The organism is Arthrobacter sp. alpha11c (assembly GCF_054149985.1).
Genome location: NZ_CP196747.1, coordinates 2,392,327 through 2,416,004 on the forward strand (window position 1 = coordinate 2,392,327; position 23,678 = coordinate 2,416,004).

Annotated in this window: 27 protein-coding genes; 11 read left to right on the forward strand and 16 right to left on the reverse strand. The window is 62.6% G+C overall.

Annotated elements, in window-relative coordinates:
• Positions 1 to 24: 24 nt before the first annotated feature.
• The 4 genes from ACTAQJ_RS10815 to ACTAQJ_RS10830 form a co-directional block, all read right to left on the reverse strand.
• On the reverse strand, positions 25 to 297 hold the full coding sequence (locus ACTAQJ_RS10815) for a hypothetical protein (RefSeq protein ID WP_498702006.1): 273 nt from the start codon (positions 295 to 297) through the stop codon (positions 25 to 27).
• A gap of 99 nt (positions 298 to 396) precedes the next feature.
• Positions 397 to 1,005 carry a TetR/AcrR family transcriptional regulator gene (locus ACTAQJ_RS10820; RefSeq protein ID WP_498702007.1) on the reverse strand — a complete coding sequence of 203 codons (609 nt, stop codon included), beginning with the start codon at positions 1,003 to 1,005 and terminating at the stop codon, positions 397 to 399.
• Between the two features lie 12 nt (positions 1,006 to 1,017).
• Positions 1,018 to 1,863 carry an alpha/beta fold hydrolase gene (locus ACTAQJ_RS10825; protein ID WP_498702008.1) on the reverse strand — a complete coding sequence of 282 codons (846 nt, stop codon included), beginning with the start codon at positions 1,861 to 1,863 and terminating at the stop codon, positions 1,018 to 1,020.
• Between the two features lie 42 nt (positions 1,864 to 1,905).
• Complete coding sequence (locus ACTAQJ_RS10830; RefSeq protein ID WP_498702009.1) at positions 1,906 to 2,898, reverse strand: NADP-dependent oxidoreductase; 993 nt, start codon at positions 2,896 to 2,898, stop codon at positions 1,906 to 1,908.
• Between the two features lie 269 nt (positions 2,899 to 3,167).
• Here ACTAQJ_RS10830 and helR point away from each other — a divergent pair, with 269 nt between their 5' ends.
• Positions 3,168 to 5,381 carry an RNA polymerase recycling motor ATPase HelR gene (gene helR / locus ACTAQJ_RS10835; RefSeq protein WP_498702011.1) on the forward strand — a complete coding sequence of 738 codons (2,214 nt, stop codon included), beginning with the start codon at positions 3,168 to 3,170 and terminating at the stop codon, positions 5,379 to 5,381.
• Here helR and ACTAQJ_RS10840 read toward each other — a convergent pair.
• From ACTAQJ_RS10840 to ACTAQJ_RS10865, 6 genes are all read right to left on the reverse strand, one after another.
• Positions 5,378 to 5,833: an SRPBCC family protein gene (locus tag ACTAQJ_RS10840; RefSeq protein ID WP_498702012.1), complete on the reverse strand. Its 456-nt coding sequence runs from the start codon at positions 5,831 to 5,833 to the stop codon at positions 5,378 to 5,380. The genes helR and ACTAQJ_RS10840 overlap by 4 nt on opposite strands.
• On the reverse strand, positions 5,793 to 6,209 hold the full coding sequence (locus ACTAQJ_RS10845) for a YciI family protein (RefSeq protein WP_498702013.1): 417 nt from the start codon (positions 6,207 to 6,209) through the stop codon (positions 5,793 to 5,795). The genes ACTAQJ_RS10840 and ACTAQJ_RS10845 overlap by 41 nt, the downstream gene beginning before the upstream one ends.
• A 43-nt stretch (positions 6,210 to 6,252) precedes the next feature.
• Positions 6,253 to 7,233, reverse strand: coding sequence for a TIGR03086 family metal-binding protein (locus tag ACTAQJ_RS10850; protein WP_498702014.1), 981 nt, complete (start codon positions 7,231 to 7,233; stop codon positions 6,253 to 6,255).
• A 24-nt stretch (positions 7,234 to 7,257) separates the two neighbouring features.
• Positions 7,258 to 7,611, reverse strand: a complete 354-nt coding sequence (locus ACTAQJ_RS10855) for an ArsR/SmtB family transcription factor (protein WP_498702015.1) — start codon at positions 7,609 to 7,611, stop codon at positions 7,258 to 7,260.
• Positions 7,612 to 7,635: 24 nt separating this feature from the next.
• The gene (locus ACTAQJ_RS10860; RefSeq protein WP_442018020.1) at positions 7,636 to 7,863 is read right to left on the reverse strand and encodes a hypothetical protein; all 228 of its coding nucleotides are present in this window, start codon (positions 7,861 to 7,863) and stop codon (positions 7,636 to 7,638) included.
• Positions 7,864 to 7,961: 98 nt separating this feature from the next.
• On the reverse strand, positions 7,962 to 9,335 hold the full coding sequence (locus tag ACTAQJ_RS10865; protein WP_498702016.1) for an MFS transporter: 1,374 nt from the start codon (positions 9,333 to 9,335) through the stop codon (positions 7,962 to 7,964).
• Between the two features lie 293 nt (positions 9,336 to 9,628).
• Here ACTAQJ_RS10865 and ACTAQJ_RS10870 point away from each other — a divergent pair, with 293 nt between their 5' ends.
• Positions 9,629 to 10,099, forward strand: coding sequence for a hypothetical protein (locus ACTAQJ_RS10870; RefSeq protein ID WP_442018022.1), 471 nt, complete (start codon positions 9,629 to 9,631; stop codon positions 10,097 to 10,099).
• A gap of 24 nt (positions 10,100 to 10,123) precedes the next feature.
• Here ACTAQJ_RS10870 and ACTAQJ_RS10875 read toward each other — a convergent pair whose 3' ends face one another.
• Positions 10,124 to 10,861 carry a GAF and ANTAR domain-containing protein gene (locus tag ACTAQJ_RS10875; protein ID WP_498702017.1) on the reverse strand — a complete coding sequence of 246 codons (738 nt, stop codon included), beginning with the start codon at positions 10,859 to 10,861 and terminating at the stop codon, positions 10,124 to 10,126.
• A gap of 269 nt (positions 10,862 to 11,130) precedes the next feature.
• Between ACTAQJ_RS10875 and ACTAQJ_RS10880 the strand changes: the two genes are divergently transcribed.
• A complete protein-coding gene (locus tag ACTAQJ_RS10880; protein ID WP_498702018.1) occupies positions 11,131 to 11,562 on the forward strand; it encodes a hypothetical protein in 432 nt (143 codons plus the stop codon).
• 161 nt (positions 11,563 to 11,723) lie between these two features.
• On the forward strand, positions 11,724 to 12,236 hold the full coding sequence (locus ACTAQJ_RS10885) for a GNAT family N-acetyltransferase (RefSeq protein ID WP_498702020.1): 513 nt from the start codon (positions 11,724 to 11,726) through the stop codon (positions 12,234 to 12,236).
• Positions 12,237 to 12,253: 17 nt separating this feature from the next.
• Here ACTAQJ_RS10885 and ACTAQJ_RS10890 read toward each other — a convergent pair whose 3' ends face one another.
• Entirely contained in the window at positions 12,254 to 12,943 is a 690-nt protein-coding gene (locus ACTAQJ_RS10890; protein ID WP_498702021.1) for a hypothetical protein, read from the reverse strand.
• A 163-nt stretch (positions 12,944 to 13,106) separates the two neighbouring features.
• Between ACTAQJ_RS10890 and ACTAQJ_RS10895 the strand changes: the two genes are divergently transcribed.
• From ACTAQJ_RS10895 to ACTAQJ_RS10910, 4 genes are all read left to right on the forward strand, one after another.
• Positions 13,107 to 13,874: an SDR family oxidoreductase gene (locus ACTAQJ_RS10895; RefSeq protein ID WP_498702022.1), complete on the forward strand. Its 768-nt coding sequence runs from the start codon at positions 13,107 to 13,109 to the stop codon at positions 13,872 to 13,874.
• Between the two features lie 35 nt (positions 13,875 to 13,909).
• The gene (locus ACTAQJ_RS10900; protein ID WP_498702023.1) at positions 13,910 to 14,389 is read left to right on the forward strand and encodes a VOC family protein; all 480 of its coding nucleotides are present in this window, start codon (positions 13,910 to 13,912) and stop codon (positions 14,387 to 14,389) included.
• Positions 14,386 to 14,883 carry a DinB family protein gene (locus ACTAQJ_RS10905; RefSeq protein WP_498702024.1) on the forward strand — a complete coding sequence of 166 codons (498 nt, stop codon included), beginning with the start codon at positions 14,386 to 14,388 and terminating at the stop codon, positions 14,881 to 14,883. The genes ACTAQJ_RS10900 and ACTAQJ_RS10905 overlap by 4 nt, the downstream gene beginning before the upstream one ends.
• A 75-nt stretch (positions 14,884 to 14,958) precedes the next feature.
• Entirely contained in the window at positions 14,959 to 17,076 is a 2,118-nt protein-coding gene (locus ACTAQJ_RS10910) for an HNH endonuclease signature motif containing protein (RefSeq protein WP_498702025.1), read from the forward strand.
• 148 nt (positions 17,077 to 17,224) lie between these two features.
• Here the strand turns inward: ACTAQJ_RS10910 and ACTAQJ_RS10915 are convergent, their stop codons facing one another.
• Positions 17,225 to 18,079 (reverse strand): carbohydrate kinase family protein, encoded by an 855-nt coding sequence (locus ACTAQJ_RS10915; RefSeq protein ID WP_498702026.1) that lies wholly within the window; start codon positions 18,077 to 18,079, stop codon positions 17,225 to 17,227.
• Positions 18,080 to 18,177: 98 nt separating this feature from the next.
• Between ACTAQJ_RS10915 and ACTAQJ_RS10920 the strand changes: the two genes are divergently transcribed.
• Positions 18,178 to 18,930 (forward strand): ArsR/SmtB family transcription factor, encoded by a 753-nt coding sequence (locus tag ACTAQJ_RS10920; RefSeq protein ID WP_498702175.1) that lies wholly within the window; start codon positions 18,178 to 18,180, stop codon positions 18,928 to 18,930.
• Positions 18,931 to 18,997: 67 nt separating this feature from the next.
• On the opposite strand, the gene ACTAQJ_RS10925 is transcribed toward ACTAQJ_RS10920, so the two are convergent.
• On the reverse strand, positions 18,998 to 19,996 hold the full coding sequence (locus ACTAQJ_RS10925; protein ID WP_498702028.1) for a nucleoside hydrolase: 999 nt from the start codon (positions 19,994 to 19,996) through the stop codon (positions 18,998 to 19,000).
• Positions 19,997 to 20,077: 81 nt separating this feature from the next.
• Positions 20,078 to 21,508 carry an MFS transporter gene (locus tag ACTAQJ_RS10930; RefSeq protein WP_498702029.1) on the reverse strand — a complete coding sequence of 477 codons (1,431 nt, stop codon included), beginning with the start codon at positions 21,506 to 21,508 and terminating at the stop codon, positions 20,078 to 20,080.
• 134 nt (positions 21,509 to 21,642) lie between these two features.
• On the opposite strand from ACTAQJ_RS10930, the gene ACTAQJ_RS10935 reads away from it, so the two are divergent.
• Positions 21,643 to 22,416, forward strand: coding sequence for a GntR family transcriptional regulator (locus tag ACTAQJ_RS10935; protein WP_477516723.1), 774 nt, complete (start codon positions 21,643 to 21,645; stop codon positions 22,414 to 22,416).
• A 23-nt stretch (positions 22,417 to 22,439) separates the two neighbouring features.
• The gene (locus ACTAQJ_RS10940) at positions 22,440 to 23,339 is read left to right on the forward strand and encodes a ribokinase (protein ID WP_498702031.1); all 900 of its coding nucleotides are present in this window, start codon (positions 22,440 to 22,442) and stop codon (positions 23,337 to 23,339) included.
• A gap of 9 nt (positions 23,340 to 23,348) precedes the next feature.
• On the opposite strand, the gene ACTAQJ_RS10945 is transcribed toward ACTAQJ_RS10940, so the two are convergent.
• Positions 23,349 to 23,657: an acylphosphatase gene (locus tag ACTAQJ_RS10945; protein WP_498702032.1), complete on the reverse strand. Its 309-nt coding sequence runs from the start codon at positions 23,655 to 23,657 to the stop codon at positions 23,349 to 23,351.
• Positions 23,658 to 23,678 lie beyond the last annotated feature (21 nt).

Below are 23,678 nucleotides of genomic sequence, written 5' to 3' on the forward strand. Positions count from 1 at the left end.
AAGCAAGTCTGCCGCTAAGGGCTTTCATTCCGGGCCGTATTCTTCTTCGAGCTCGGCGAGAACCTCGGCTGCTGTTCGGCTTCCGCCGTCCGCGAGGCGTCGAAGTTCCTCCACATCGCCACGTTCTGAGGCAAGCTCAATGAGGAGGTCCACTGCGTCGGTACTCCCATGCGCGGCAAAACGACGCAGTTCCTCAAGGTCGCCCCGTTCGGCAGCCAGTTCCACAAGCTGGTCAATGGCATCCTGGCCGCCCTGGTCTGCCTGTGCGCGAAGTTCAGTTAGATCGTCGTCCGTCATGGTCTGAACATTTCACATTTGCATGCGTTCGGGTAGGGCGGTTACAAGGGGCAATTCATTCATGGTCGGCAGATACTGCCAGACATCCAGTTAGCGTCGCTAGCTTCCGGAGGCCAAAACCACGTTGATCTGATCGCGGATCTCATCGCCGACCTGCTCGTCGATGAGACCGCTATTGGCGGAGGAGCTCATGCTGACGAACATGATCGCCGAGATGACGCGGGCAATTTTCCCTGGGTCCCGAGCCGTCAATTGCTCATCCCGACCCAACACCTCTGCAATGGCGGCTTCCGTGCGGATTGTCAGCGCAAGTGCCTCCGCATGGTGGGGTTCGGTCGGATCGCCGAAGACGATCTCTTTCAGGTAGGTCCGGCCGTTCTCGATCTGGACCCGGTTGCATTTGATGATGGGTCGGATGATCGCCATGATCCCATCAAGGACAGCTTCTTCCTGTTCCGCGGCGGCGACGCCCGAGTCAAGCGCTTCGGCGTATTTGACGTTGTGGACCAGGAGAAGCAGCTCCGCCTTCGTCTTGGCGTACAAGAACAAGGTTCCCGATCCGACGTCGGCCTTCTCAGCCACCTGCTGGGTGGTGACCTCATCCACGCCGTACTGGGTGAAGAGCTCGCGGGCCGCAGCGGTGATGCGGTCAAGCTTCTCCTGCTTATTCCGCTCACGTCGGCCAAGGGTCTGGGGCACAGCCTGCATTCAAATACCGTATCAGCGGCCCAGGAATTCGAGGGCGACGGGGACGAACTCCTGATGGTACTGGAAGATGCCGCCATGCCCCGAATCCGGGTAGATGACCAGTTCACTGCCCGGAATCCGGCGGTGCATATCGTCGGAGAGACGGGACGGAACCATGCGGTCGTTGTCGCCGTTGGCGATGAGCGTCGGCTGGGTGATCGCGCCCAGATTGGCAGGTTCCGTGCGGCCCCACTTCTTGATGGCCTTCAACTGCGTCTGGAAAGCCTTGGTTTTGATGGGTGCGTCCCGATTGGCGGTTCGCTCGTTAAGCCGCTGGATAAATGCCCTCGCGGCAGGCTTACCGGCGGCATTGCGGTTGAAGAACAGGAATTCCTTGGGGTCCTGGCGGGTCAGTGTGGCTCGCAGGACGTCGTAGTAGGTGACGCGAGCCACCTTGTCGATGTCCTTTCCACCTGCAGGACCGGTGCCGGCAAGGACGAGCTTCCGCACCAGCTCCGGGTATTTGACCACCAAAGCCTGGGCAATCATGCCTCCAAGCGAGAACCCAAAGAGGTCTACTTTCTCGTACCCCAGCGCCTTGATGAAGGTCGCGGCGTCCTCCGCCATCTCCTCGATGGAGCCAGGAACGCTGCCGGTTGTGGCACCGACACCACGGTTGCTGAAGGTGATCACGTGGTGCTTCTGGGCAATGGGGTCGATGATGCGCGGATCCCAGTTGTCCATTGTCGCGGCAAGGTGGACCAGGAAGACGACGGGGATTCCACCCTTCGGGCCCAGCTCGCGGTAACTGTAGGTGACGCCGCCAGCGGTAACTGTGCTGACCGGTGCGTCTTTGTAGGCGGTGATGACATTGCTCATGATGTTTGTTCCTGACGGTGTGATTGGCAGTAGTTGATTGACTTAGTGGCTGACGACTGTTTTGCCGCGGACGCCGCCCTTGTCCAGCCCGGCAAGGACGTCCGGCGTCTGGTCGAACGGGACTACCCGGCCGACGACGGGGCGGATTTCCCCGGCGTCGATGAGCGCGGCAATCTCGCGGAGCTGGCTGCCGTTGGCGCGCATGAAGAGGAACTCGTAGGTGACGCCAAGACGACGTGCTTTACGTCGGATGCCTGCACTGATGAGCGACACGGCGCCCTTCATCACGGCGTTTGCTCCGAGCTGTTTGGCAAAGTCGGGATCCGGCGGTCCTGAAATGCCGATGGCCTTACCGCCCGGCTTGAGGACCTTCAGCGATCGCTCCAGATTCTCGCCGCCGAGGCTGTCCAGAACCAGATCGTAGCCATGGAGGATCTCCGCAAAGTCCTCCGTCCGGTAATCAATGGCCACGTCCGCCCCGAGCTCGCGAACAAAGTCCGCATTCCCGGCGCTGACGGTCGTGGCAACGGTGGCCCCAAGATACTTGGCGAGCTGGATGGCGATTGAGCCCACTCCCCCGGCTCCCGCGTGAATCAGGACCTTCTGGCCCGGGCCAACCTTGCCGCGTTCCACGAGTGCCTGCCAGGCGGTCAAAGCCACCAGTGGCAGGGATCCCGCTTCCTCCATACTGATCGACGCCGGCTTGATGGCAAGGTCTGCCTCGGCCACAGCAATCCGCTCGGCAAAGGTGCCGATGCGATCCTGATGCGGGCGGGCGAACACCTCATCGCCTGGCTTGAAGGACCGTACTTTCGCACCGACACTCACCACGACTCCGGCGAGGTCATTGCCAAGGATCAGCGGAAGGCTATACGGGAGAACCTGCTTGAACTCCCCCTGGCGGATCTTCTCGTCCAACTGGTTCATGCTGGACGCCTTCACTTGCACCAGCACGTCATGCTCGCCGACGACGGGCTCGGGAACGTCAACCTCTTGCAGGGGTTCTTTGTACTTATTGAGGACGAAGGCTCTCATTGGGGTTTCTCCCTTTCGAAATAACTGAGTAAGCTCAATTCTGAGGCTACTCAGTTCTTAAGTCAAGGGGAGGCCCATGGCTAACACAGTCCCGAGCAAAAGGGCACGAAAAAGGAGACACGTTGTGCCTCCTCACTTTCAATCTATACGGCACTGGGGGGCTTGCCGCAAGGCCCAGGGGTTGCTGCAAAATTGAGAGCCGACGCCGGGAGTACGCGCTGTTTCAACGCGCGGTTCCGGCGCCATCAGCCCAGAAAGGAGCTGACAGCGTGCCTCTCACAACCAGCGCGTTCAACCTTCCCGAGCACCTCGCACCCAAAGCAGATCCAGCCCTGATCGCTGCCGACGAGCAGCACTTCGCAGCCATCGCTGACAGCCTTGAACAGACCATCTCCGAGCTGTCCGATCAGCTCGATGCCATACGCAAAGCCCCAAGCCGCTTCGGCCAGGAGGCCGTGGAGAAGGACGTCGAAACCCGCCGGCTAACCGGTCGGCTGCGTGCACTGCGTCGCTTCGGACTCGACCTCTGCCTGGGTCGTGTTGTCCCCGCCGGCGACACGGAACCGCTCTACATCGGGCGACTCGGCCTCACGGACAGCGACGGCAGCAGATTGCTTGTCGACTGGCGCTCCCCCGCCGCCGAGCCGTTCTTCGGAGCCACCCACGCCAACCCCATGGGCCTGAAAGCCCGCCGCCGTTATCGCTGGACCCGGGGACGGATCACCGACTACTGGGACGAGGCTTTCACCGCCGACCCGGCCACCGCAGACCGGGCCTCCACAAATCCGTCCGGCGGTACGGCTGCCCTTGAGGACCTTTCAGCCTTCATCGCCAGCCTGGGCAGCAGCCGCTCCGCCCGGATGCGGGACGTGCTGGGCACCATCCAAGCGGACCAGGACGCCATCATCCGCGCATCTTCCCGGGGTGCGTTAGTGGTCGACGGCGGTCCCGGTACAGGTAAGACTGTGGTCGCCTTGCACCGCGCCGCGTATCTGCTCTACTCGGACCCCCGGCTCGGACATCGTAGGGGCGGCGTCCTGTTCGTCGGCCCTCACCGGCCGTTCCTGGCGTACGTCGCGGATGTCCTTCCAAGCCTGGGCGAAGAGGGTGTGCAGACCTGCACCCTGCGGGACCTCGTGCCTGAGGGAGCCGACGCCGCCGTTGAGTCCGACCCCGAGGCTGCTCGCCTGAAATCTTCGTCGGACCTGGTGAAGGCGATCGAGCCGGCTGTCAGGTTCTACGAGTCACCGCCGAAGGAGGGCCTGGAAGTCGAGACGCCCTGGGCCGACGTCTGGCTCAGCGCAGACGACTGGGCCGAGGCCTTCGACGTACCGACACCAGGCACTCCCCACAATGAGGCGCGCGACGAGGTCTGGGAGGAACTGCTCACCATCCTGGTGGACAAGTTCGATACGGACGAGGTTCCGGAGGACTTGCTTCGCCGCTCTTTCGCGCAGAATCCGGACCTGGTGGAAGCCTTCAGCCGGGCATGGCCCCTGCTTCATTACACAGATCTTGTGGCCGACCTTTGGCGGGTGCCAGCGTACTTGCGTCTCTGCGCCCCTTGGCTCAGTGCTGATGAAGTAGGGAAACTTCAGCGAGCCAATCCGAGTGCCTGGACTGTGTCGGACTTGCCCCTCCTGGACGCAGCCCGCCAACGGCTGGGTGATCCTGAGGCGTCCAAGCGAAGGCGTCGCCAGAAGGCCGAAGCCGCTGCCGAGCGTGAGCTCATGGATCGCGTAGTGGAGGACCTCGTGGCTGCGGACGATTCCGAAATGCTGGTCATGTCCATGCTGCGCGGCGAGGACATGCAGGAGAAGCTCATGGACGAGTCAGTGTTGATCGCGGACCCGGACCAGCTCGCAGGCCCCTTCGCCCATGTGGTGGTGGACGAGGCGCAGGAACTGACCGACGCCCAGTGGCAGATGCTCCTGCAACGCTGCCCGTCCCGGAGCTTCACCATAGTCGGTGACCGCGCACAGGCCAGGCATGGATTCACTGAGTCCTGGCAGGAACGCCTGGAGCGCATAGGCCTGGGCAACGTGAACCTGACGCATCTCAGCATCAACTACCGCACGCCCGAGGAAGTCATGGCCGAGGCCGAACCCGTCATCAAGGCCGCCCTCCCCGATGCAAACGTGCCCACGTCCATCCGGAGCAGCGACCTCCCGGTCATCCATGGATCCGCTTCGGACCTGGACTCGATCCTCAGCACGTGGCTTGATGCGCACGTCGAAGGAATCGCTTGCGTCATCAGTAAGAACGACGTCGGACGCGGCTCGCTCCCAGCGTCGCCACGCTTGCGTTGGCTTGCGCCGGAACTATCCAAAGGCCTCGAGTTCGACCTCGTCGTCCTGATTGATCCGGAGGAATTCGGGACGGGCATCGAAGGAGCTGTGGACCGCTACGTCGCGATGACCAGGGCAACCCAGCAGCTGGTCATCCTCACGACGGCCGACGCCGCCGCCGTCGAGAGTTTCTAGTTGGATGCCTCGGCAGCCGCTTTCAGGTCGGCAGCGAACTGTTCGAAGCTTGCGTCGAAGGACGGGATCTTGCTCGCAAACAGGGGAAAGATCGGCCCTCCGATGCGTTCATTCATCTCGAAGAGAGTCTGCCCGCCGTTGGTTTCCGTGAGGGTGTAGACGCGGCTGCCCAGTGCGTCGCCCCATACGAGGCGGCTGGTGGGTTCAAACTCTTTGACCTTGAGTTTGAACGTGCGACTGGGGTCCAACTTGGAGACGAGCTGGAGGCTTGATCCTGGTTTGATCTCGCCCTTCAAGGACACAATGGTCGAGTTCCATTGGGGGTAGTCGGCCGCGTTGGTCAAGACGCGCCAGACTGTGGCGGGGTCGGCGTCGATGGTCGCAGCCACCTTGGTGGTACGGCTGAACGTTTTACTGACGGTGGTGGCGGTTCCATCTGGACTGGTAGTCATTGCATTCCGCTTTCTGAGAGTCAGGTCCTTCGAATGCTACATTCCCGGGATCTCCTGCGCTTCGTGTACCTCGATTTCGCACCCGCACGGGCATGTTGAGGTGCGGGTGGACTTTGGCGAGCTCAACGGCGGCGTCGAGGTTGTCGGCTTCGAGGATGCTGTAGCCGGCCACTTCACGCTGGCTGGGCGCCGTGCTGCCATCGGAGGCCACGCGGACGCCGTTGGCCAGCGGCGTGCCGAAGTCCACCAGACGATCCCCCACCTTGGCACCCCAAGCGTTCCACTCCCCCATGACGGCTGCCATGTCATCCGGTGACGGCGGGGCGGCCTCTGCGGGGGTCATGGGTGCGTGATAGATGAAAACATACTTGGACATGATGGTCCTTCTTTCCTGCTGTTTGTTTTTGGGTTGAGGAGGTTTAGAGGGTGACAGTGCGGCCAGTGAAGGCTACGAGCCGTTCCAGGCTGCTGGCTGTTTCCGCCGTCGGCTGCACTGGCGCGAAGCTGCCACCGGAGCGGACCTGCTCGGAGATGGTCTGCCGGGCAAGTTCCGTCACGTAATCGCTGACGACGTCGGACACCTCCACTTGCTGTCCCGTCGCCTTTGCGAAGTCCCAGGCATGCACGAGCAGTTCGAGGTTGAGGATCCCGGCGACTGTGGTTGCCGGCAATTCGGCGAAGCCCATGTCGACGCTGCCTTCAAGACCGTGGTTGCTGAAGGCTTCCAGCACAGGCTGGGCCAGCTCAGCGATCCGCACCTCTGGCGAAGCGTTCGTTTGGTCCACGGATGCTGCACCGAGCGCACGGCCGATGCCCTTCAGTGATCCGGCCAAGTGGTCCAGCAACTCGCTGACGTTGAACTCCTCGCATGGCGTTGCCTTCGCTGTGTCCTCAGGAGTGACGTTGCGCAGAACGCCAAGAAGGATCGCCAAGGATGCATCAGCAGAGCTCAGTTGGTTGATGGGATCGGGCGCCCATGCCCAGTCGTCGCGGCCAGCGCCGTCCTTCGATGAAGCCTCGGCCAGCAGGCGATCCAGGTAGTGGTTCCAGCCCATCGCGTGCGATGTTTCCTGCTCCTCGGTGAGCCCCTCATGCAGGAAACGGAGGGAAGTACCGTCGGCGTCGGGCTCCAAAGTGATGCTGACGGTCGAGGCACCAGGCGGCAGATCATCCTGGCCCTCCCAACCCCAGGTGAAGACGACACGCTTGCCCGGTTCGATTTCCTGGAAGGTTCCTGCCGCGTTATGGCCGGGAGTGACGGTCCAGCGGAAATCCCCACCGATCCGGAGGTCCACCCGGGCTGCGACCGTTTGCCAGCGCCGCAGTCGCTCGGGCTGGGTGATGAGGGCGAAGGCCTCGTCGGCCGTGACCGGCAGGTGGATGGTTTTGTCGAAACTCATGTGCGTCCTCGCCTTTGGAAGTTATTAGTCGTCTGGGTGTTGTTGCTGGTGGCCTCGCCGTTGCGCAAGAGCGGCGGCATCTGAAGCCAGGAGGTCCAGTTCGTTGGTCCAGAACTGGGAAACAAGATCACGGAGTCGGCCCATCCCTTGGGGATCGAGCCTGTAGTACCTGTTTCTCCCTTCCTTGCGGGCCGTCACCAGGCCCGCTTTCTCCAACAACAACAGGTGCTGTGAAATCGCGGATCGGCTGACCTCGAAATGAGCCGCCAAATCACTGACCGCCTGTTCGCTGCCGGCCAGGAGATGAAGCAGCCGACGCCGATTAGGCTCAGCGGCTATCTCCAGGGCATCCAACACAAATAATACGTTAGTGATCACTAACGCATTAAGCAAGAGCGGTGGCTAGTGCCTCCCCCGGGAGAGCTCCGGCTTGCGGGAACTGCGATGCCGCGGCCCCCTCCCACGCCGTCGTCGTTGCAACAAGGCAGAGAGTGGCAACACCAGGCGGGAAGCGACCACGGCGGCGAGCACCACCAGAGTCACAAGAATGGCAATGGTAACCAGCACCAACCACAATTCGGGTGCGGGCGAACCACTAAGAATTTCCGGGGTATTTTCGAGTCCAAGCATCTACTTCTCCTGCAATCCGGGACGTAACTATTGCAGTGGTGAGTACGAGTTAATGCCGGAACATGTCGCGGAAGGCCGGATTCTTTGAGCCGGTTGCTTTATCGCGCATCCGCGGTGGGCTTCCGCCACATCACCGCGAGCACCAACACCAGCACGTTCAGGCCCAGCATCACCAGCACCATGAGTCCCCAGTTGGCTTGGTTCACGCCGGAGCCATACAGAACGCCAATCAGCACGGTTGCAGTGATCGCGCCAAGGTACCGGCAGGTCTGGAAAATTCCTGCCGCTACACCTCGTTCCTCCGGGCGTGCAGAAACGTAGAGCCCCTGGTTGGAGGCCGTGCTCACCAGCCCATAGGGAATGCCCATCATTGCGGTCAGCACGAACACCAAAGGCGCCCATAGAGACAAGGTGAGCGCGCCCAGGCCCGCTGCCGCAACAGTCAGAATCAGCACACCGGCGATCAGGACGGAACGCACGCCGAACCGCTCCATCAGCCGCACCGTCAGTGGCGTCACCACAACCGACAACGCCGCTAGGGGCAGCATGAGCAGGCCCACCACACCGGCGTCGTAATGACCTGCCTCCTGCAGCAATTGCGGCAGTCCGAAGAAGGCAAAGTAGTAGACGCCGCTGAAAACGATAAACAGCAAATACACCAGCAGCAGCGGTCGGTTCCTGCCCAGCAGGCGGAGGTCCAGGAACGGCGGCCGGAAGCGCAGCTCGCGCCAGGCGAAAAGCGCGCCGATCACTGTCGCGGCACCCAGGAGCCACCAGCGGTAGGCCGGCATCACGTTGAGCAGCGCCATCATCGCGAGCATGAGCGACGTGACGAAAGCGAGGATGCCGGGGATGTCGGAGTCGCGGATCAGTGCCGATAGCTTCCCCGTTTCGCGGCCGGAATCGGCTGGCGCTGCCTTGTGCACCACAATGAGGGCAAGAAGCGCGATCGGCACGTTGATAGCGAACAGCGCCTGCCAGCCGACCAGGCTCACCAGCAATCCACCGACCACCGGACCCACGGCAGCGGCAGACGTGTTTGCCATCTGGATCCTGCCCAGCGGCCGGGTCGACGGCAAGTTAGCGAGCTTGCTCAGTTCGGTGACCATCACGACAGCCGAGGGGTACGCCGTCGCAGTTCCTACGGCCATCAGCGCGCGCGCCACGCACACCAACGCGAAGCTCGGAAGGAACGGTGCGATGGCGCAGGTGACCGCGACCAAGGCCATGCCGAAGGTGAACAAGCGGCGGGGGCCGAAGCGGTCAGCGAGCCTGCCCATGAGCGGCTGGCCGGCAGCGGACGCGAGGTAGAACGACGTGATCACCCAGGTGACGGTGGCGACGTCGAGCGCGAAATCCTCCCGCAGGACTACCAACGCAACCGCGATCATGGACGAGTTCAGCGGGTTCAGCGCCGTCCCGAGGCTCAGCGCAGCAATCGCGAGGCCGGGCCGGGGTCTATTCGTCGTCACCCACCCAAGTCTGCTCCATAGTTGCTTCGGGTTACGAAACGCGTTCGCGGGGCGGACGGAAAGCCCGTCTCAGGCCAACCACCGTGGTGGTTACAGTTACGTCAACGCGAGCTCTGGTGCCAGGGAATCCTCGGGAGTAGCGTTCGTTCCAAGAAAATCTGCGTCTGACTGGGCTCCAGACAAATCGGTGGCGCGGAGGAGCGAATTGTGGCTAGCAGAGGCACCTTACATTCACTCGCTGTCCTATGCGCCTGCCTGTCTCGCTGCTGCGAGCCACCCATCAAGGAGGAATCATGAAGCCCATGTATGCACGTCGTCTTTTGAAATTGTTGACTCCGCTCGCGATTCTGCCCACAATCCTGCTTGCATCGTGTGCACCAGCAACGGCCCCCGATCCAAAACAAGCATTGGTCGGGACATGGACTTCCACGGTCACCAAGGAAGATGTCCTGCGGATTGTGCCCGGTTTTAGGCAGGATTTCCTCTGTGAAAACACGGGTACGTTCAGCTGGGAATTCAAGGAAGATGGCAAGTTCACCATTGATCAGAAAGCTCTGCCAGAGTGCCCGGCACCCGTGCAGCCGCATGTTGAAGACACGTGGTCCAATGATGGGAACCGAATGACAATTGCGAAAGATAAGCCTGCTCAGGAGGTCTATGAGTGGACCGTCAAAGAGAAGTCGCTTGTTTTGAAACACGTGTCCGGCGACTGCGAGCCATGCAAGGCGACCAGTACAGCCCATCCATGGACACGGGTGGGCTGAAAGAAACCATGGGAGGGTGCGCCGCTACTCCTCGAAGTGCGTTGTCACCTTCCCCGAGGACACGGCGGCGATGATCGACCGGGCCAAATGCCGCAGCTTGATGTTTCGATTGCTCGAAGCCGTTCGCAGGATGGTGAACGCCTCCTCTTGGCTGCAGTGATTCTGCGCCATGATCGCGCCCACGGCTAGGTCGATCACCGTGCGCGACTGCATCGCCGCCGCAAGATCGTTCCGCGCATCACTTAGCTGTGCGATCTTCAGCGCCAGGCGTAGCGACTTGGATGCGTGCGATGCGAACACCTCGGCGCGTTCCACGTCATCGTCACTGAATGCATGGGTCCGCTCGGAGTAAAGGTTCAGGGCAGCGCGCGTATCTCCCTCGACCAGCAGCGGCACGCTCAGGATGGACCGAAGCCCTTGATGGGATGCGGCCTGGACATATTCCGACCAACGATGTTCGCGAAGAAGGTCCGGGACCAACACCGAGGTCAGCTTGTCCATGGCCGTAAGGCAAGGGCCTTCAAAGGTGTTTTGGAGTTCGTCCATGACGCGGGCACGGTCGTCACTGCTGGCGGCCGTCGCGGACTTCTTGCGCCGAAGGACTGTGATGCCGCAATACACGGGAGACTTGCGGTGTGAGAGGCTCTCTGCCGAGAAAGAAGCGAGATCGCCGAGAAAAGCCTCGACATCTTCGCTACCCAGGACAAGATCCAGAAAATATCCATTCTGGAGAGCTTCCTGCTCGGGGCGGGGGTTTACCATGTGGCACGTTCCTACTGACTGAAAAGCGTCCCCAGCAGACAGCAAAGGAGCGAATATCGCCGCCCTCTGCAAAACGGTCTGAAGACACCATATCGTCCAACGATCAACGGTACAAAGTGCGGCACGACATGCATTTAGCAGCAGATCCATGAACCCCTCCGACCCACTTTGTCAATCCGGGCAGGCTGTCACATCGGAAAGAAAGTAAGTAGGCTTACTTTATTATCCGAGTCCGGCCACCGGACGATTCGTGCAAAGGAGAACATCTGATGGGCGTTGAAGACAGCATCCGTAAAGCCGCCGAAAACGCGATGGAAGACCTGGCTGGCACCTCCGATCCCGTGGGCGACCAGCACGTGCCCGAGCCCGGCGCGAAGGACGACGACATCCAGGTCCACTCCTCCATCAGCGAAGGTTCAAATGCGATGGACTCTGAATCGCCTGAAGAACAGGCGCAGGCAACCTCGGGACGCTCGTTCGCCGTGGCTGGCGACGGCGAGGCCCACGAGGAGTCCGCAGCCCGCAGTGCAGGGGTAACCGATAGCGACATGAACCAGGACCGGGAAGGGGACCGCGACCTGCCCGCCGCATCGGGCGACGTCCCCGGCCCCGCAGGTCTCCCCGATGGAACTCCAGACGGACTCCGGGCGGATCCCTCGGAAGGTGACGAGGACCCATCGACGAGCATGGGTCGGGGCTGACTTCGGGGTGCGCTCATTGGCCTAGCCTGGTGGCTTCCTGACGCTGTTTGGGCCGAATTCAGCCCTTCTGCACCCTGCTTGGGTTGCACAGCGGCCCAGTTGGATTCAAAGAAGGTCCGGAAGCCACAGTCTCGCCTGATTACGGTCTGTAGGCTGTGGGGATGCTCCCCCATCCCACCGTCAGGCTACGCTTCCGGGAGATGACGCCGGCCGACCTTGAGGTTATGGCCGATATGCTCGGCGATCCTCAGGTCATGGCGTACTACCCCGCGCCGAAGTCACGGGAAGACGCTGCGGCTTGGATCGCCTGGAACCTGGCCAACTACGCCCGCTACGGGTACGGGTTGTGGATCCTGGAAACGCACGACGGCGGTTTTGTGGGCGACTGTGGGTTGACCTGGCAAATAGTGAATGGGCGCTGCGAGCTGGAAGTCGGCTACCACGTGCGATCGGACCTCCAGGGGCGAGGCTACGCCAAGGAAGCTGCTCAAGCTTGCGTTGATCTTGCACGCGACGTAGCCCGAGTCGAACGTCTCGTGGCCATCATCCATCCCGACAACATCGCCTCCCGCCGAGTAGCCGAGCACATCGGGATGACCCATTTGGAAGACGACCTCGCCGGCTCGAGCGTTAGAACAGTCATGCGGATTGAACTGAACTCCGTGGCTTCCTGACCTTGTTTGGGCCGAGCTCAGGCGATCCGCGCGTCCGTGTCAGGGTCTTGTCGCACGCCGAGCATTCCAGCGATTCTGCCTTCGAGCGCGGCAACGGTTGCCTCTGGAAGGACGATCAGGCCATCGAGTTCCTTGCGCGCACGCTTGTACGCCGTTTGACGTTCCGCCGGGGTAGCCGCGGAGTCCTCTGCAATGCGTAGCAACTTCCTCGCCGTTGCCAGTCTTTGACGCTCCGGGCCGGTGAAGTTGCTGTCCTTGATGCGCCTGGCTTCGCGTTCGGCCACATCGAAAGCGAGTTCGAAGCTGTGGACCGCCGCACGGTACTCAGCCAGCCGGGCCGGCGTCGTAATGTCTTGTGGCGCGGCCGGCCGCAATCCGTCCGCTTCCTTTTTGGCGCGCAGGAAAGCTACCGTTAGCGGTTCGCGAACGTCAGTCATCAATGGGTAGTCGATGAGCTTCCCAACGTCGAGTTCGTAGTCCAGCCACTTGTGGTTCACGGCATCGTGCGTTGCCATCAAGGAGACAACCTCGGCCTGGTTAGCCTGCTCGTGCACCGCAAGCTGGTTCTTCAGCTTATACAGCTCCACCTTGCGGCGATGGCGCTCCTCGCTTGCTTTGGACCACGACCTTGCCCACCCGCCAGCCATCCCGCCGATAGGAAAAATGAGCCACCAGTAACTGCCAAGAAAGTCGAAGAGGGGTTCCACAGATTCATCCTCCCACTTCGAAGCCCACCTCGTCCGTGGGCTTAGGCTGAGTCAGCGGTGCGTGAGCATGAGAGATTCTTACTCTCAAGCTGTTTATTGATAAGCCAGTCTGTATCACTGGGTAGGCTCCTTCTGACCAGCTTTTCCCTTTGGAAGGACACACATGCCAATCACGAATGACCACAACGACGTGGCATCCGGCGCCGAATCCACTCAGCCCCTCAACGTCGTCGTTGCGGGATCCACCAGTGCCGCGGGTCAGGCCGTGGTCGGTTCGCTGGTTGCCCTTGGAGCCCGTGTGGCCGCCGTGGATCTGGACGCTGCGCGCCTTGAAGCACTCGCGGCCTCCCACGACAGTGTGGTGCCCTACACTTGCAACCTTTCGGACCCGGAGTCGGTCGAAGCCCTGGCAGGTTCCGTCAGGAGCGAGTTCGGATCGGTGGATGGACTGATTCACCTCGTCGGCGGATGGCGTGGCGGCGAGGGTATCGTCGGACAGAGGGACGAGGACTGGGACGTCCTGCACACGAGTATCATGACGACGCTCCGGAATACCTCCCGTGCGTTCTACTCCGACTTGGAAGCATCCCCGCGTGGACGCCTGGCCATCGTCTCGGCTGTCGCTGCAGCCAAGCCCACAGCGTCCGGCGCCAGCTACGCAGCAATCAAGGCTGCTTCCGAGGCTTGGGTCCTTGGTGTCGCGGACGGCTTCGAGGCCGCCCAGTCCGGCCACAAGACTGAGCCCAAGGAGCAGACATCGGCCGCAGTGGTGTTCGTGGTCAAGGCCCTGCTGGACGACGCCATGAAGGCAGCGGCTCCGCACCGCAAGTTCCCGGGCTACACCCACGTCAACGAGCTTGGCGACCACGTCTCCGCTCTCTTCGCGGCCCCGGCTTCCCACCTCAACGGCGCCCGTCAGCACCTTAGCTAAGTCCCGCCGTCGTACCCTGTCGCTAGCATGTCCGTATGGACCAGCGACTGCATTTCATCACGTTTGCCACATCGGATCTCGATCGAGCCCGTTCGTTCTACAAGGACGGGCTCGGTTGGGATCCGCTCATGGACGTGCCCGGTGAGATCATTTTCTTCCAGGTCGGACCGGGCTTGATGCTTGGCCTGTTCGATGCTGAAAAGTTCGACCAAGACCTCAACAGCGCCATTTCGACGAGTAGCGACGTGCCGACGAGCACCGTTCCGACGAGCAGCGTTCCGACGAGGAGCGTCAGTGGCGTGACGCTTTCTCATAATGTCGATAGTGCGGCCGAAGTGTCCAGCACCATCGACAAACTGGTAACTGCCGGGGCAACCGTGCTGAAGCCCGCCCAGGCCGGTGCTTTCGGGGGCATTTTTCACGGCCACGTGAAGGATCCGAACGGCATCGTCTGGGAGATCGCGCACAACCCGGGCTGGAGGATCGACGACGACGGTACGGTGGTTTTCGGATGAGTGTCTTCCCGCCTACCTTCGCTGAGGACGTCATCAACCACGACGTCAGGGCCCAGTTCGATGCATTCCTTGATGAGCATCGGCGTGCACTTTACGAGTCGTTGGACGGGATAACGGAGGAGCAAGCGCGGCGCCCGTTGGTGCCTTCGCGAACAACGCTTTTGGGGTTGCTGAAGCACGCCACGTTCGTGGAAAAGGTGTGGTTCGACGAGGCCATCTCGTGCCGGTCCCGCAGCGAAATCGGCATCCCTGCCACGCCGGACGAGTCGTTTATTCTCGAGGACACCGACACCATCGCAAGCATTCAGCAGACACATCGCGAAGCATGCGAGGCCTCGCGGCTGGCTGCTTCGGACTTAGGGCTGGACGATCTCGTGCTCGGAAATCGACGCGGCCCGCTCCCCCTCCGCTGGGTGTATCTGCACATGCTGCGCGAACTCGCACAGCACTGCGGCCATGCGGACATTCTGCGGGAACAAGTCACTAGCGAATAGCCGCAGTTTCCCGCGTTCCCTGGTTCCAAACCAGGTCGAGCTAATAATGTCAGACCCTGGTGAGAGGGTTTATTTATGGGAAGCATTGGGGAAATGTTGGCGCGTCGGGCAGCGATGTCTGGCGTCGCGTTGCGCCCCCGACGCCTTCCCCGAGTAAGCCATGCCGTACCTGCCAACGGGCAAGCGAACTGGGAAAGCCCGACGGCGGCAGTCACCGATTCGGAGAACGCCAGGGCCATGGCGCTGCTTCGCGGCATTGAACCACGGCCCTTCCCTGAGCGTAATGACGTCGAGCCTGAAGTTGGGCCTGACGTCGGGCCTGTTTCCCAGGGGCTGAGCGTTTCCCCTGGGCTGAGCGATTTCCCTGGGCCTGATGGTTCCCAGAGGCTTGACGATTTCCCTAGGCTGAGCGTTTCCCACGGGCTTGACGATGCGCTGGGACTAGACGGTGCGCTGGCTGACAGCGTCCAGGCGTTGGAAAATCTGCGTTCCGTCACCGTGGCCGGTGCCCTGACGTTCGGCTTTACCGAGGCCGCGCGGTTCGCCGGGCGGGTGGAGGAGATCTCCCGCACTGTGGAGTACCTGCAGGTCATCGCCGCGCAGGCCGTGGAGCGGACCCGCACGCAAGCCCAGCAGGCACGGCCCTCATCCGCGGCGGGCACGGGATGGCAGACAGGCTGGACCGACCCCGCAACGACACACCCTGCGGCCCCGGCCAGTACGGCAGGACCAAACCCCGCCACCGCCACGGCCGGTATTGCCGGCGCGTCCCGGGCTGCTACTTCGGAAGGTGCTGTTGCTGGATCCGCCGCTGTTACCGCGGCAGACGCTGCTGCGGTGGCCGATGATGGCTACCGGAATGCCGCGGAATTCCTGCGTGCGAGCCTGCGGATCAGCAAAAGCGAAGCCAACCGTCGGCTCGCACTGGCCTCTCAGGTCCTCCCCCGGACCGGAATCGCCGGGCAACACATCCCGGCCCGCCGTGAAATCCTGGCCCAGGCCCTCGAAACCACGCAGATACCCACCCGGTCCGCGACGATCATCAGCAGCGCACTGGATAAAGTACGCCTCCTCACCGACGACGACACCCTCACCCGGATGGAACACGCCCTCACCCGCACCGCCATCGAGTCCGACCCCGACTTCGTCACCAAAATGACCAAACGCTGGAACGACCAGATCGACCAGGACGGCCCAGAACCCAGCGAAGAAATCCTCCGCCAGCTCCAAGGGACCTTCATCCGCAAACCCCGCCACGGACTGCACCACCTGGAAATCTTCGCCACCGCCGAACAATACGAAACGCTCACCACCGCCATGAACGTCGCCACCAACCCCCGACTCACCACCGGACACGGTAATGAGTCGGGAACCAGCAATGCCACCGGCGAAAGCGCCGGGAACGGCGGCGACACCAACGAAGGCAGCGAAAACGGGCAGAACGGCAGCGGGAACAAACCAACCGGCCCGGACCTGGACCGGCGTTCCCGGCCCATGAAACTCCTCGACGGACTCGTCGGAGCCTGCGCAGTCGCCCTGACCACCGGGAAACTGCCAACCAACGGCGGACTCCGCCCCCAAGTCACGGTCACCATCGACTGGCGCGACCTCGTCCAACAACTCGCTGGCACAGCCCCCACCCCGCCCGGCGCGGCCACCACCCCCAGGACAGCCACCGCAGCCACCGGAGCTGACCCGCACCAGTCCCACCCCAGCGAAGTGACCACCCAGACCACCGGAGCTGACCCGCAACAGTCCCGGCTCAGCTCCGGTACCGCGACCTTCGTCGGCCCGATGCACCCCAACACCATCCGCAAAATCGCCTGCGACGCGGACATCATCCCCGTCCTGCTCGGCAGCGACTCCCGCGTCCTGGACATCGGCCGCACCACCCGGATCTTCCCGCCCCACATCCGCAAAGCCATCACCGCCCGCGACGGCGGCTGCGCCTTCCCCGACTGCACCATGCCCGCCCCCTGGTGCGAAGCCCACCACATCACCTACTGGTCACACGGCGGCACCACCTCCACCGAGAACGGCACCCTGCTCTGCAGCCACCACCACCACGTCATCCACAAGGAACAGTGGCGGATCGACATGACCACCGGCGTGCCCTGGTTCACCCCACCACCACACATCGACCCCCACCAAACACCACGACGCAACCACCACCACACACCCCTCAGAACATAAGAGGTCGTGGTTGGGTATTGAAGTGCTGCCTATATGGCTGCCGGGAACTTGGCCTCAACAAGTTCAGTAGCGGTCAGGAATTCGTGGACATCAGGTAGACCAACGTGCCCGCAACAAACAGGATCAGCCATGCAGCGGTGAAGCATGCTCAACGCCCCAGCACAGGGTGCAGATGCTCACTCTCAATCGCGACCCGGGCTTGAACCGCCCCTGCCTCGAGGGCATCAAAAACTGGTGCGCCCCGCAACGTCGCAGCAAGGAAGCCAGCCATGAATGCATCGCCGGCGCCGTTCGTATCCACTACGTCGGCGGGGACGGCTGGCACCTCATGCTGGGTGCCGTCCGATTCCAAGGCGATTGCACCTTCCGCCCCGAGTGTGCAGACCGCCAGCCGAGGCCCCCGCGCAAGGCAGGAATGCATCAGCGCCCACGGATCATCCGTCCTGTCGTCGTTCATGAACACCACGCCTGCAGCCCTCAGGAACGGTTCATGGAACGCCGAGGATCCGTCGTAATCATGAAGGTCCACCCATAAAGGCGTCTGGTGAACCTCTTCACGCTCCAGCAGCAGCACGCCAAAATCACTGAGGTCGATCACGGCGAGATCAGCGCCAGCAACCACGGCAGCCGCCGTCGCAAGATCCTGCTCGGCCGGGGCGGAAGGCACCGAGACGTATAGCGAGACCCGGCTGCCGTCGTCGGTCATCAGATTGACGTGACGCTCAGTTCGGTCGGAGGCAATCTTTTCTACCGTGACACCGGCGTTGGTGAGTGCGCGGAGGACCCGCCCGCCGTCGTCGTCCGCCCCGAGTGGCGAGCACAAGCGCACGCCGATGCCCAGATCCGCAAGGTGCACCGCTTTCCCCGCCGACGTTCCGCCGACCGTCTCCCAGGCGCGTCGCGCGAACTGCATGTGCGGAACGGGCTCGGGGAGGTGGTCCAGGAGGATGAGCTGGTTCCACGAGGCCGGGCCGCAGACGGCAACGGTCGGAATAGCAGGCATGCGACTATCCAAGCACGGTCCCGTGTCGCGTTCGCGGAAACGAACCGGCAAGCCCAAAACCGTTGACAGGTGACCAAATGGTCACCTATTCTGAAGCCATGGACGCCGTGTTCAAAGCACTGGCAGACCCCACCCGGCGGGAGCTGCTCGATGAGCTGTTCCGCGAGGATGGGCAAACCCTTACGGCCCTCGGGGCCCGGTTCGAGATGACCCGTTTCGGCATCGCAAAGCACCTGAAGTTGTTGGAGGATGCCGGACTGGTGGTCACGCGCCGCCGAGGACGTGAAAAGCTGCATTTCCTGAACCCCGTCCCCATTAGGCTCATCCACGATCGTTGGGTGAGCAAATACGCAGAACCATGGGCCGCTGCGCTCAGCGACCTCAAATCCAGATTGGAAAGTCCCATGGAAAAGATCTTCGAGATTTACATCAAGACAACTCCGGAACGGCTTTGGGAAGCCATCACCAACAGCGAAATCCGGAGCAAGTACCAGTTCGGGAACACGTTCCCGGCGGACTGGACTCCTGGCGGCCGGTTTGAAATGCGGAACGTCAAAGCGGACGAGCCGTTGGGCGAGGGCGAGAACATCGAAGTCGATCCCCCGCGGCGGCTCGTCCAGACGATGCAAGCATTGTGGGGCGAGGACGTCAAGGCTGAAGGAACGTCGCGGATCACCTGGGAAATCGAACCCGTGGGCGATTCGTGCCACCTCACCGTCACGCACGATCAGCTCCGCGAAGGCGCCAACGAGCAACTGTACGGCGGCTGGCCCATGATCCTCTCCGGACTCAAGACATGGCTCGAAACAGGCGAAACGCTGACAACGCCCGGCTCGCTCATGTACGCCTAAGCACCCTAGACCACGACAACGACGACGGCGGGACCTTCCCGCCGTCGCTACTATTGCCTCCCGGAAGTTACGCGACGGGAGCCGCCAACTCCTCTTCAGAGAGCCAGGCCGCCTGCATGGTGCCCAGCAGATGCGGCGCGAAGTCTTCGCCGATTTCCAGCACCACGCGGCACCGCGCACCGCGCTGGTCGGGGAACCCGAGGTATTGTCCCCGGAGATCGCACACGGTCTGGCCGCGGCTGGGACCGTTTGTTGTGTCGACCTCCACGCGAACGGTGGGCGCCACAGTCAACTCCACTCCCCTGACGGCAATGGCAGCAGCCAGGGGATCGTGCATTGCTGAACAAGCCCGCCCGAAGATGTCCACATAGAAGCCGAAGTAGTAGCCAAGCATCTCGCCGAGTGCCTGCGAAACAGGGTGCTCGGATGCCAGCAACTCTTGGCGATGGGTCTCCTCCAGGACGTTGGTCATGGTGACGTCCAGCGGTACCAGCGTCACGTTCCAATCGGCAGCGAGGACTTCCGCCGCAGCCTCGGGGTCGTTGGCGATGTTGGCTTCCGCCACGGGCGTGATGTTTCCCGGGGCCAGGGCCGCGCCGCCCATGATGGTGATTTCGGCGATGAACTCCGGCAGCTTGGGCTCCAGCCGGAGGGCTTCGGCGATGTTGGTCAGCGGCCCGATTGCCACAATGCGAAGTTCCCCAGCATGCTTGTGTGCCAGCTGCACCAGCAGTTCAGCAGCCGTTGCCTCAACGGGCTCACGATCCGACGGAGCAAGCTCCACCCCGCCGATTCCGTTGTCGCCATGGACGTGCGGGGCACCACCGTGGAAGCTGCCGACCTGCGGATCATGTGCGCCAATCGCTACGGGAATGTCCGGATGCCCGGCCAGTTTCAGCAAGTCCAGGGTGTTCCGGGCACCACCGGCGGCGCTGATGTTGCCGCTCACGGTGCCGATGCCCACGAGTTCCGCTCGCGGAGTTGCGAGCAGGTAGGCGAGGGCGAGGGCGTCATCAATTCCCGTGTCGCAGTCGAGGTAGAAGGGGGCGGCGGTCGGCTGAATCATGGTCTCTCGTTTCAGGATGTAGCGGGGTGATGTGAAGAAAGTGCTGGGCGGACTCGCGGTGCCGCATGCCGCCGTCGGGCGTTAGATCTTTTCGCCCTTCGGCGCTGTGATGAACAGGCTGACAAGGAAGGCGAGGACGGTGATGGACACCGAAATCCAGAGCGCCGCCGAGTAGCCTGCTGCTGTGCCCTGACCGGCGAACGGGGCAACAACCACGACGCCGAGGCTCGCCCCGATGCCGAAGGAGGCGCCGTTGATTCCGGGCAGTGCGGCAGGTGCTTCCTTGGGCGAGAGCAGGACGGACAGCCCGTTGATGGCGGTGAGGAAGAAGCCGTTGTAGAAGATGCCCAGGGCCGCGATGGCGATGAGGACGGCCACTTGGTTGTCGGCGAACAGTGCAGCAGCAATGGCGCAGACCAGGCTCGTGGCCGTGCCGACGCGGACGGTCTTGATCCAGCCACGGCGATCGGCAATCCAGCCGGCGAGCGGTGCCGCGAACACGCCGATCAGTGCTGCCGGGGTCAGGAACAGCAGTGCTGCGACCGACGCCGGCAATCCGAAGCCGTTTTCCTTGTCCTGGCTCAGGAGCACGACGGTGAAGTTGATGATGGCGAAGATTCCCGCGAGCGTCAGCACAGTGGTGGCGATGACCGGCCACACCTGGCGCGAACGGAGGTGGTGGACGGCGACCAGAGGCGTGGAGCGCTTCTTCTCGATCAGCCAAAACGCGGTGAAGGAGGCGATGCTGCCGGCGAGCAGGCCAAGCGCTGCGGGTGAGGTCCAGCCGGCCGAAGAACCCGTGGAGACGAAGTAGGTGATGAAGACCAGGAACACGGACAGGGAACCTGCGCCCCACCAGTCCATGCGGCCCGGAGCGACAGCGGATTTCCCGCCGGGGACAACCTTGATGACGCAGACGACGGCGATCGCGGCCAGAGCGAGGACGGCAACGAAGATCGACTGGAAGCCGAGCGTTTCAGCCATGAGCCCACCAAAATAGCCATCAACACCGCCCACGCCGCCATTGATGGCGGCGATGATTCCGATGGATGTGCCGAAGAGGCGGGCTGGCAAGTATTCGTTGAGCACGATGTAGGAGAGCGCGAAGATGGCGCTCGAGACACCCTGCAAGAAACGGCCAGTGACCAGCAGCGGCAGGTTCGGGGCGAAGATGCACAGCACAGTTCCAGCGCCCATGATGGCCAGGACCAACAGCAGTGCCGTGCGGCGGCCGATGAAGTCGCTCCAGCGTCCAATCACGGGTCCGGAGATGGCGCCCGCAAGGAAGAACATGGACTGCACCTGAGCCACGGCCTCTGGCGCCTCGCCAAAGAAGGAGCCGATGTGCGGGAGCGCCGGGGTGATCATGCTGGCGTTGAGCTGGAACGACAATACGGCGAGGACCAGCGTCGTGATCAACAGGACTGCAGCCCGACCGCCGGGCCGGGTGTCCGACGTCGGTTCTACGGTTTCGGAAGGCTGTGCCTCTACCGCTGTGTTGGGGATGTTCACATCAAACTCCTTTGTCCGAGGGCGCTGGCGGCGCCGCGAGATGTGAGTTGTTATACAAGCATGTATTACGAGCTTGTGCAACCTATCACATTTTTCGGGTACAGTGTCCGTAACCAAACCCAAGCGAGGCACCCTTGACCGACAATGCCGTCCAGTTCCTGTCCCGACCCATTGCGCCCCAACCCGGCCAGCCTTTGCGCGTTGCGGCATACTCACGCATCGCCGAGGCAATCAGGACCAAGCTCCTCCCTCCTGGCTCGTTACTCCCCACCGAGACCGAGCTGGGCGTCATGATGGACGTCAGCCGCACCGTGATCCGGGAAGCGCTGATGCTGTTGGAGGAAGACGGACTCACCAGGGCACGGCGGGGAGTCGGACGATTCGTGGCTGACTCACTGCCCCGGATTGGCATCGAACACATCCGCCCGTTCGATCAACTCCTAGGCGGGCCGGAACAGGACATCCAGGTCAAACGCGTTGCTGCGATTAAGCAGCCAGCCTCCGAATTCGTTGCCCCCGGAATCGGCGTGGAACCAGGCCAGGACGTCTGGTTCTGGGAAAGCGTGCTGATCCGCAATGGCGAGCCCGTGGCCCACCTGCAGGAAAACGTGGCTCAAGGAATCCCCGAAGCCGAGGCACTCTCAGAAGCAGCCGAAGCTCCCACCCTTTCGGCTTCCACGCTTTTGGAGGTCCTCAGCGGGCTTCCGGGGGCGTCGCTTGGACCTGGCGAATGCGAAATCAGCCTGAGTACGGCCGGTCCCAGCCGCGCAAAGTTGCTGGATCTTCGCCCCTCCGAGCCGGTTCTGGTCCTCACTCAATACGTCCGCCGCCAGGGCTCCCCGTTCTACCTGGCCAAATGCCTCGTGGCCGCCAAGGCCGGTCACCTCTCCGTCATCCAGTCCTCCTGAATCCTCCCCGAAAAGGCCCTTCCATGAGCTCCTCCCCTCAGTCTTCCGCGCCCATTTTGGCTCCCACGAGCACCCCGCTCACCGTTGTGGGCAGCATCAACCTCGACATCACGGCTACCGCCAGCCGCCTCCCGACGCCGGGCGAAACCGTCGGCGGGGCCGTTCTCCGTCAGCAGCCCGGCGGCAAGGGCGCCAACCAGGCAGTGGCGGCAGCCCGGCTCGCAGGCACCTCCCGCATGGTGGGGGCAGTAGGCCGGGACGAAGCAGGCCGCACCCTCCTGGACGCCATGGCGAGTGCCGGCGTCGACGTCCAGGACATCGCGCAGGTGGATGACGCCACAGGGACAGCATTGGTTCTGGTGGACGGCGAAGGCGAGAACCAGATTGTTGTGTGCCCGGGCGCGAATGGGGAAGTGTCCGTGGAAGGAGTCTCCTTCGCGGAGGAAGAAGCAGTCCTCTGCCAACTCGAAGTTGACCAGGACGTGGTGCTGGAAGCCGCCCGCCGGACCAAAGGCTACTTTGCCCTCAACGCAGCGCCTGCTGCGCCCATCATTCCGGAGCTCCTGGAACGCTGCGACCTGGTGATCGTGAACGAGACCGAGTACGCCCTGATCCCTGCCCTTCGCACGGCGCCCCTGGTTGCCGTGACGTACGGCGGCGAGGGCTCGGCGATCTTTGAGCATGGCAAACGCGTGGCCGAAGCTCCTGCGGTTCGGGTCACGGATATAGCGAACACGATCGGAGCCGGCGATGCTTTCTGCGCCGCGCTGGTCCTGGCCCTCCGCTCCGGACTTGAGCACAGCCACGCCCTGGCAGTGGCCAACGCCGTGGGCGCGGATGCTGTCCGGGATGCTTCGTCGCAGCCTGCGCTGAAGTCGTTGGAGCATTATTTTGAGGCGACGCGAACGTCTCCCGGGACCTGATCAGGCGGTTTAGCCCACGATCCGGAACTCGTCGAACTCCCCCGTAGCGTCGGAAACCTCGAATTCAATATTCGCAATGCGACCAGGTGCCCGTGGTGAATGGAGCCAACTCACCAGCGCCTCGGCATCGGCTACGGATCCCTCGGCGACCACCTGCACGGATCCGTCGCGATTATTCCGGACGGTCCCCTTCAGCATGAGCTCATCCGCTTTGCGAGCAGTCCAGTAGCGGAATCCCACGCCTTGGACGACGCCGGTGATGCGGGCTGTGACTCTTAGCGTCTCATCGCCGTAGCGGTTTTCCAGCGACTCAGTCATGGACCAAATCTAGCCGCGCGC

What these genes read in the sequence shown, in the direction of transcription:
- ACTAQJ_RS10815 (WP_498702006.1), bottom strand. Translation starts at nt 297, where the DNA reads ATGACGGACGACGATCTAACTGAACTTCGCGCACAGGCAGACCAGGGC.
- ACTAQJ_RS10820 (WP_498702007.1), bottom strand. Translation starts at nt 1,005, where the DNA reads ATGCAGGCTGTGCCCCAGACCCTTGGCCGACGTGAGCGGAATAAGCAG.
- ACTAQJ_RS10825 (WP_498702008.1), bottom strand. Translation starts at nt 1,863, where the DNA reads ATGAGCAATGTCATCACCGCCTACAAAGACGCACCGGTCAGCACAGTT.
- ACTAQJ_RS10830 (WP_498702009.1), bottom strand. Translation starts at nt 2,898, where the DNA reads ATGAGAGCCTTCGTCCTCAATAAGTACAAAGAACCCCTGCAAGAGGTT.
- ACTAQJ_RS10840 (WP_498702012.1), bottom strand. Translation starts at nt 5,833, where the DNA reads ATGACTACCAGTCCAGATGGAACCGCCACCACCGTCAGTAAAACGTTC.
- ACTAQJ_RS10845 (WP_498702013.1), bottom strand. Translation starts at nt 6,209, where the DNA reads ATGTCCAAGTATGTTTTCATCTATCACGCACCCATGACCCCCGCAGAG.
- ACTAQJ_RS10850 (WP_498702014.1), bottom strand. Translation starts at nt 7,233, where the DNA reads ATGAGTTTCGACAAAACCATCCACCTGCCGGTCACGGCCGACGAGGCC.
- ACTAQJ_RS10860 (WP_442018020.1), bottom strand. Translation starts at nt 7,863, where the DNA reads ATGCTTGGACTCGAAAATACCCCGGAAATTCTTAGTGGTTCGCCCGCA.
- ACTAQJ_RS10870 (WP_442018022.1), top strand. Translation starts at nt 9,629, where the DNA reads ATGAAGCCCATGTATGCACGTCGTCTTTTGAAATTGTTGACTCCGCTC.
- ACTAQJ_RS10875 (WP_498702017.1), bottom strand. Translation starts at nt 10,861, where the DNA reads ATGGTAAACCCCCGCCCCGAGCAGGAAGCTCTCCAGAATGGATATTTT.
- ACTAQJ_RS10880 (WP_498702018.1), top strand. Translation starts at nt 11,131, where the DNA reads ATGGGCGTTGAAGACAGCATCCGTAAAGCCGCCGAAAACGCGATGGAA.
- ACTAQJ_RS10885 (WP_498702020.1), top strand. Translation starts at nt 11,724, where the DNA reads ATGCTCCCCCATCCCACCGTCAGGCTACGCTTCCGGGAGATGACGCCG.
- ACTAQJ_RS10895 (WP_498702022.1), top strand. Translation starts at nt 13,107, where the DNA reads ATGCCAATCACGAATGACCACAACGACGTGGCATCCGGCGCCGAATCC.
- ACTAQJ_RS10900 (WP_498702023.1), top strand. Translation starts at nt 13,910, where the DNA reads ATGGACCAGCGACTGCATTTCATCACGTTTGCCACATCGGATCTCGAT.
- ACTAQJ_RS10905 (WP_498702024.1), top strand. Translation starts at nt 14,386, where the DNA reads ATGAGTGTCTTCCCGCCTACCTTCGCTGAGGACGTCATCAACCACGAC.
- ACTAQJ_RS10910 (WP_498702025.1), top strand. Translation starts at nt 14,959, where the DNA reads ATGGGAAGCATTGGGGAAATGTTGGCGCGTCGGGCAGCGATGTCTGGC.
- ACTAQJ_RS10915 (WP_498702026.1), bottom strand. Translation starts at nt 18,079, where the DNA reads ATGCCTGCTATTCCGACCGTTGCCGTCTGCGGCCCGGCCTCGTGGAAC.
- ACTAQJ_RS10920 (WP_498702175.1), top strand. Translation starts at nt 18,178, where the DNA reads ATGGACGCCGTGTTCAAAGCACTGGCAGACCCCACCCGGCGGGAGCTG.
- ACTAQJ_RS10925 (WP_498702028.1), bottom strand. Translation starts at nt 19,996, where the DNA reads ATGATTCAGCCGACCGCCGCCCCCTTCTACCTCGACTGCGACACGGGA.
- ACTAQJ_RS10940 (WP_498702031.1), top strand. Translation starts at nt 22,440, where the DNA reads ATGAGCTCCTCCCCTCAGTCTTCCGCGCCCATTTTGGCTCCCACGAGC.
- ACTAQJ_RS10945 (WP_498702032.1), bottom strand. Translation starts at nt 23,657, where the DNA reads ATGACTGAGTCGCTGGAAAACCGCTACGGCGATGAGACGCTAAGAGTC.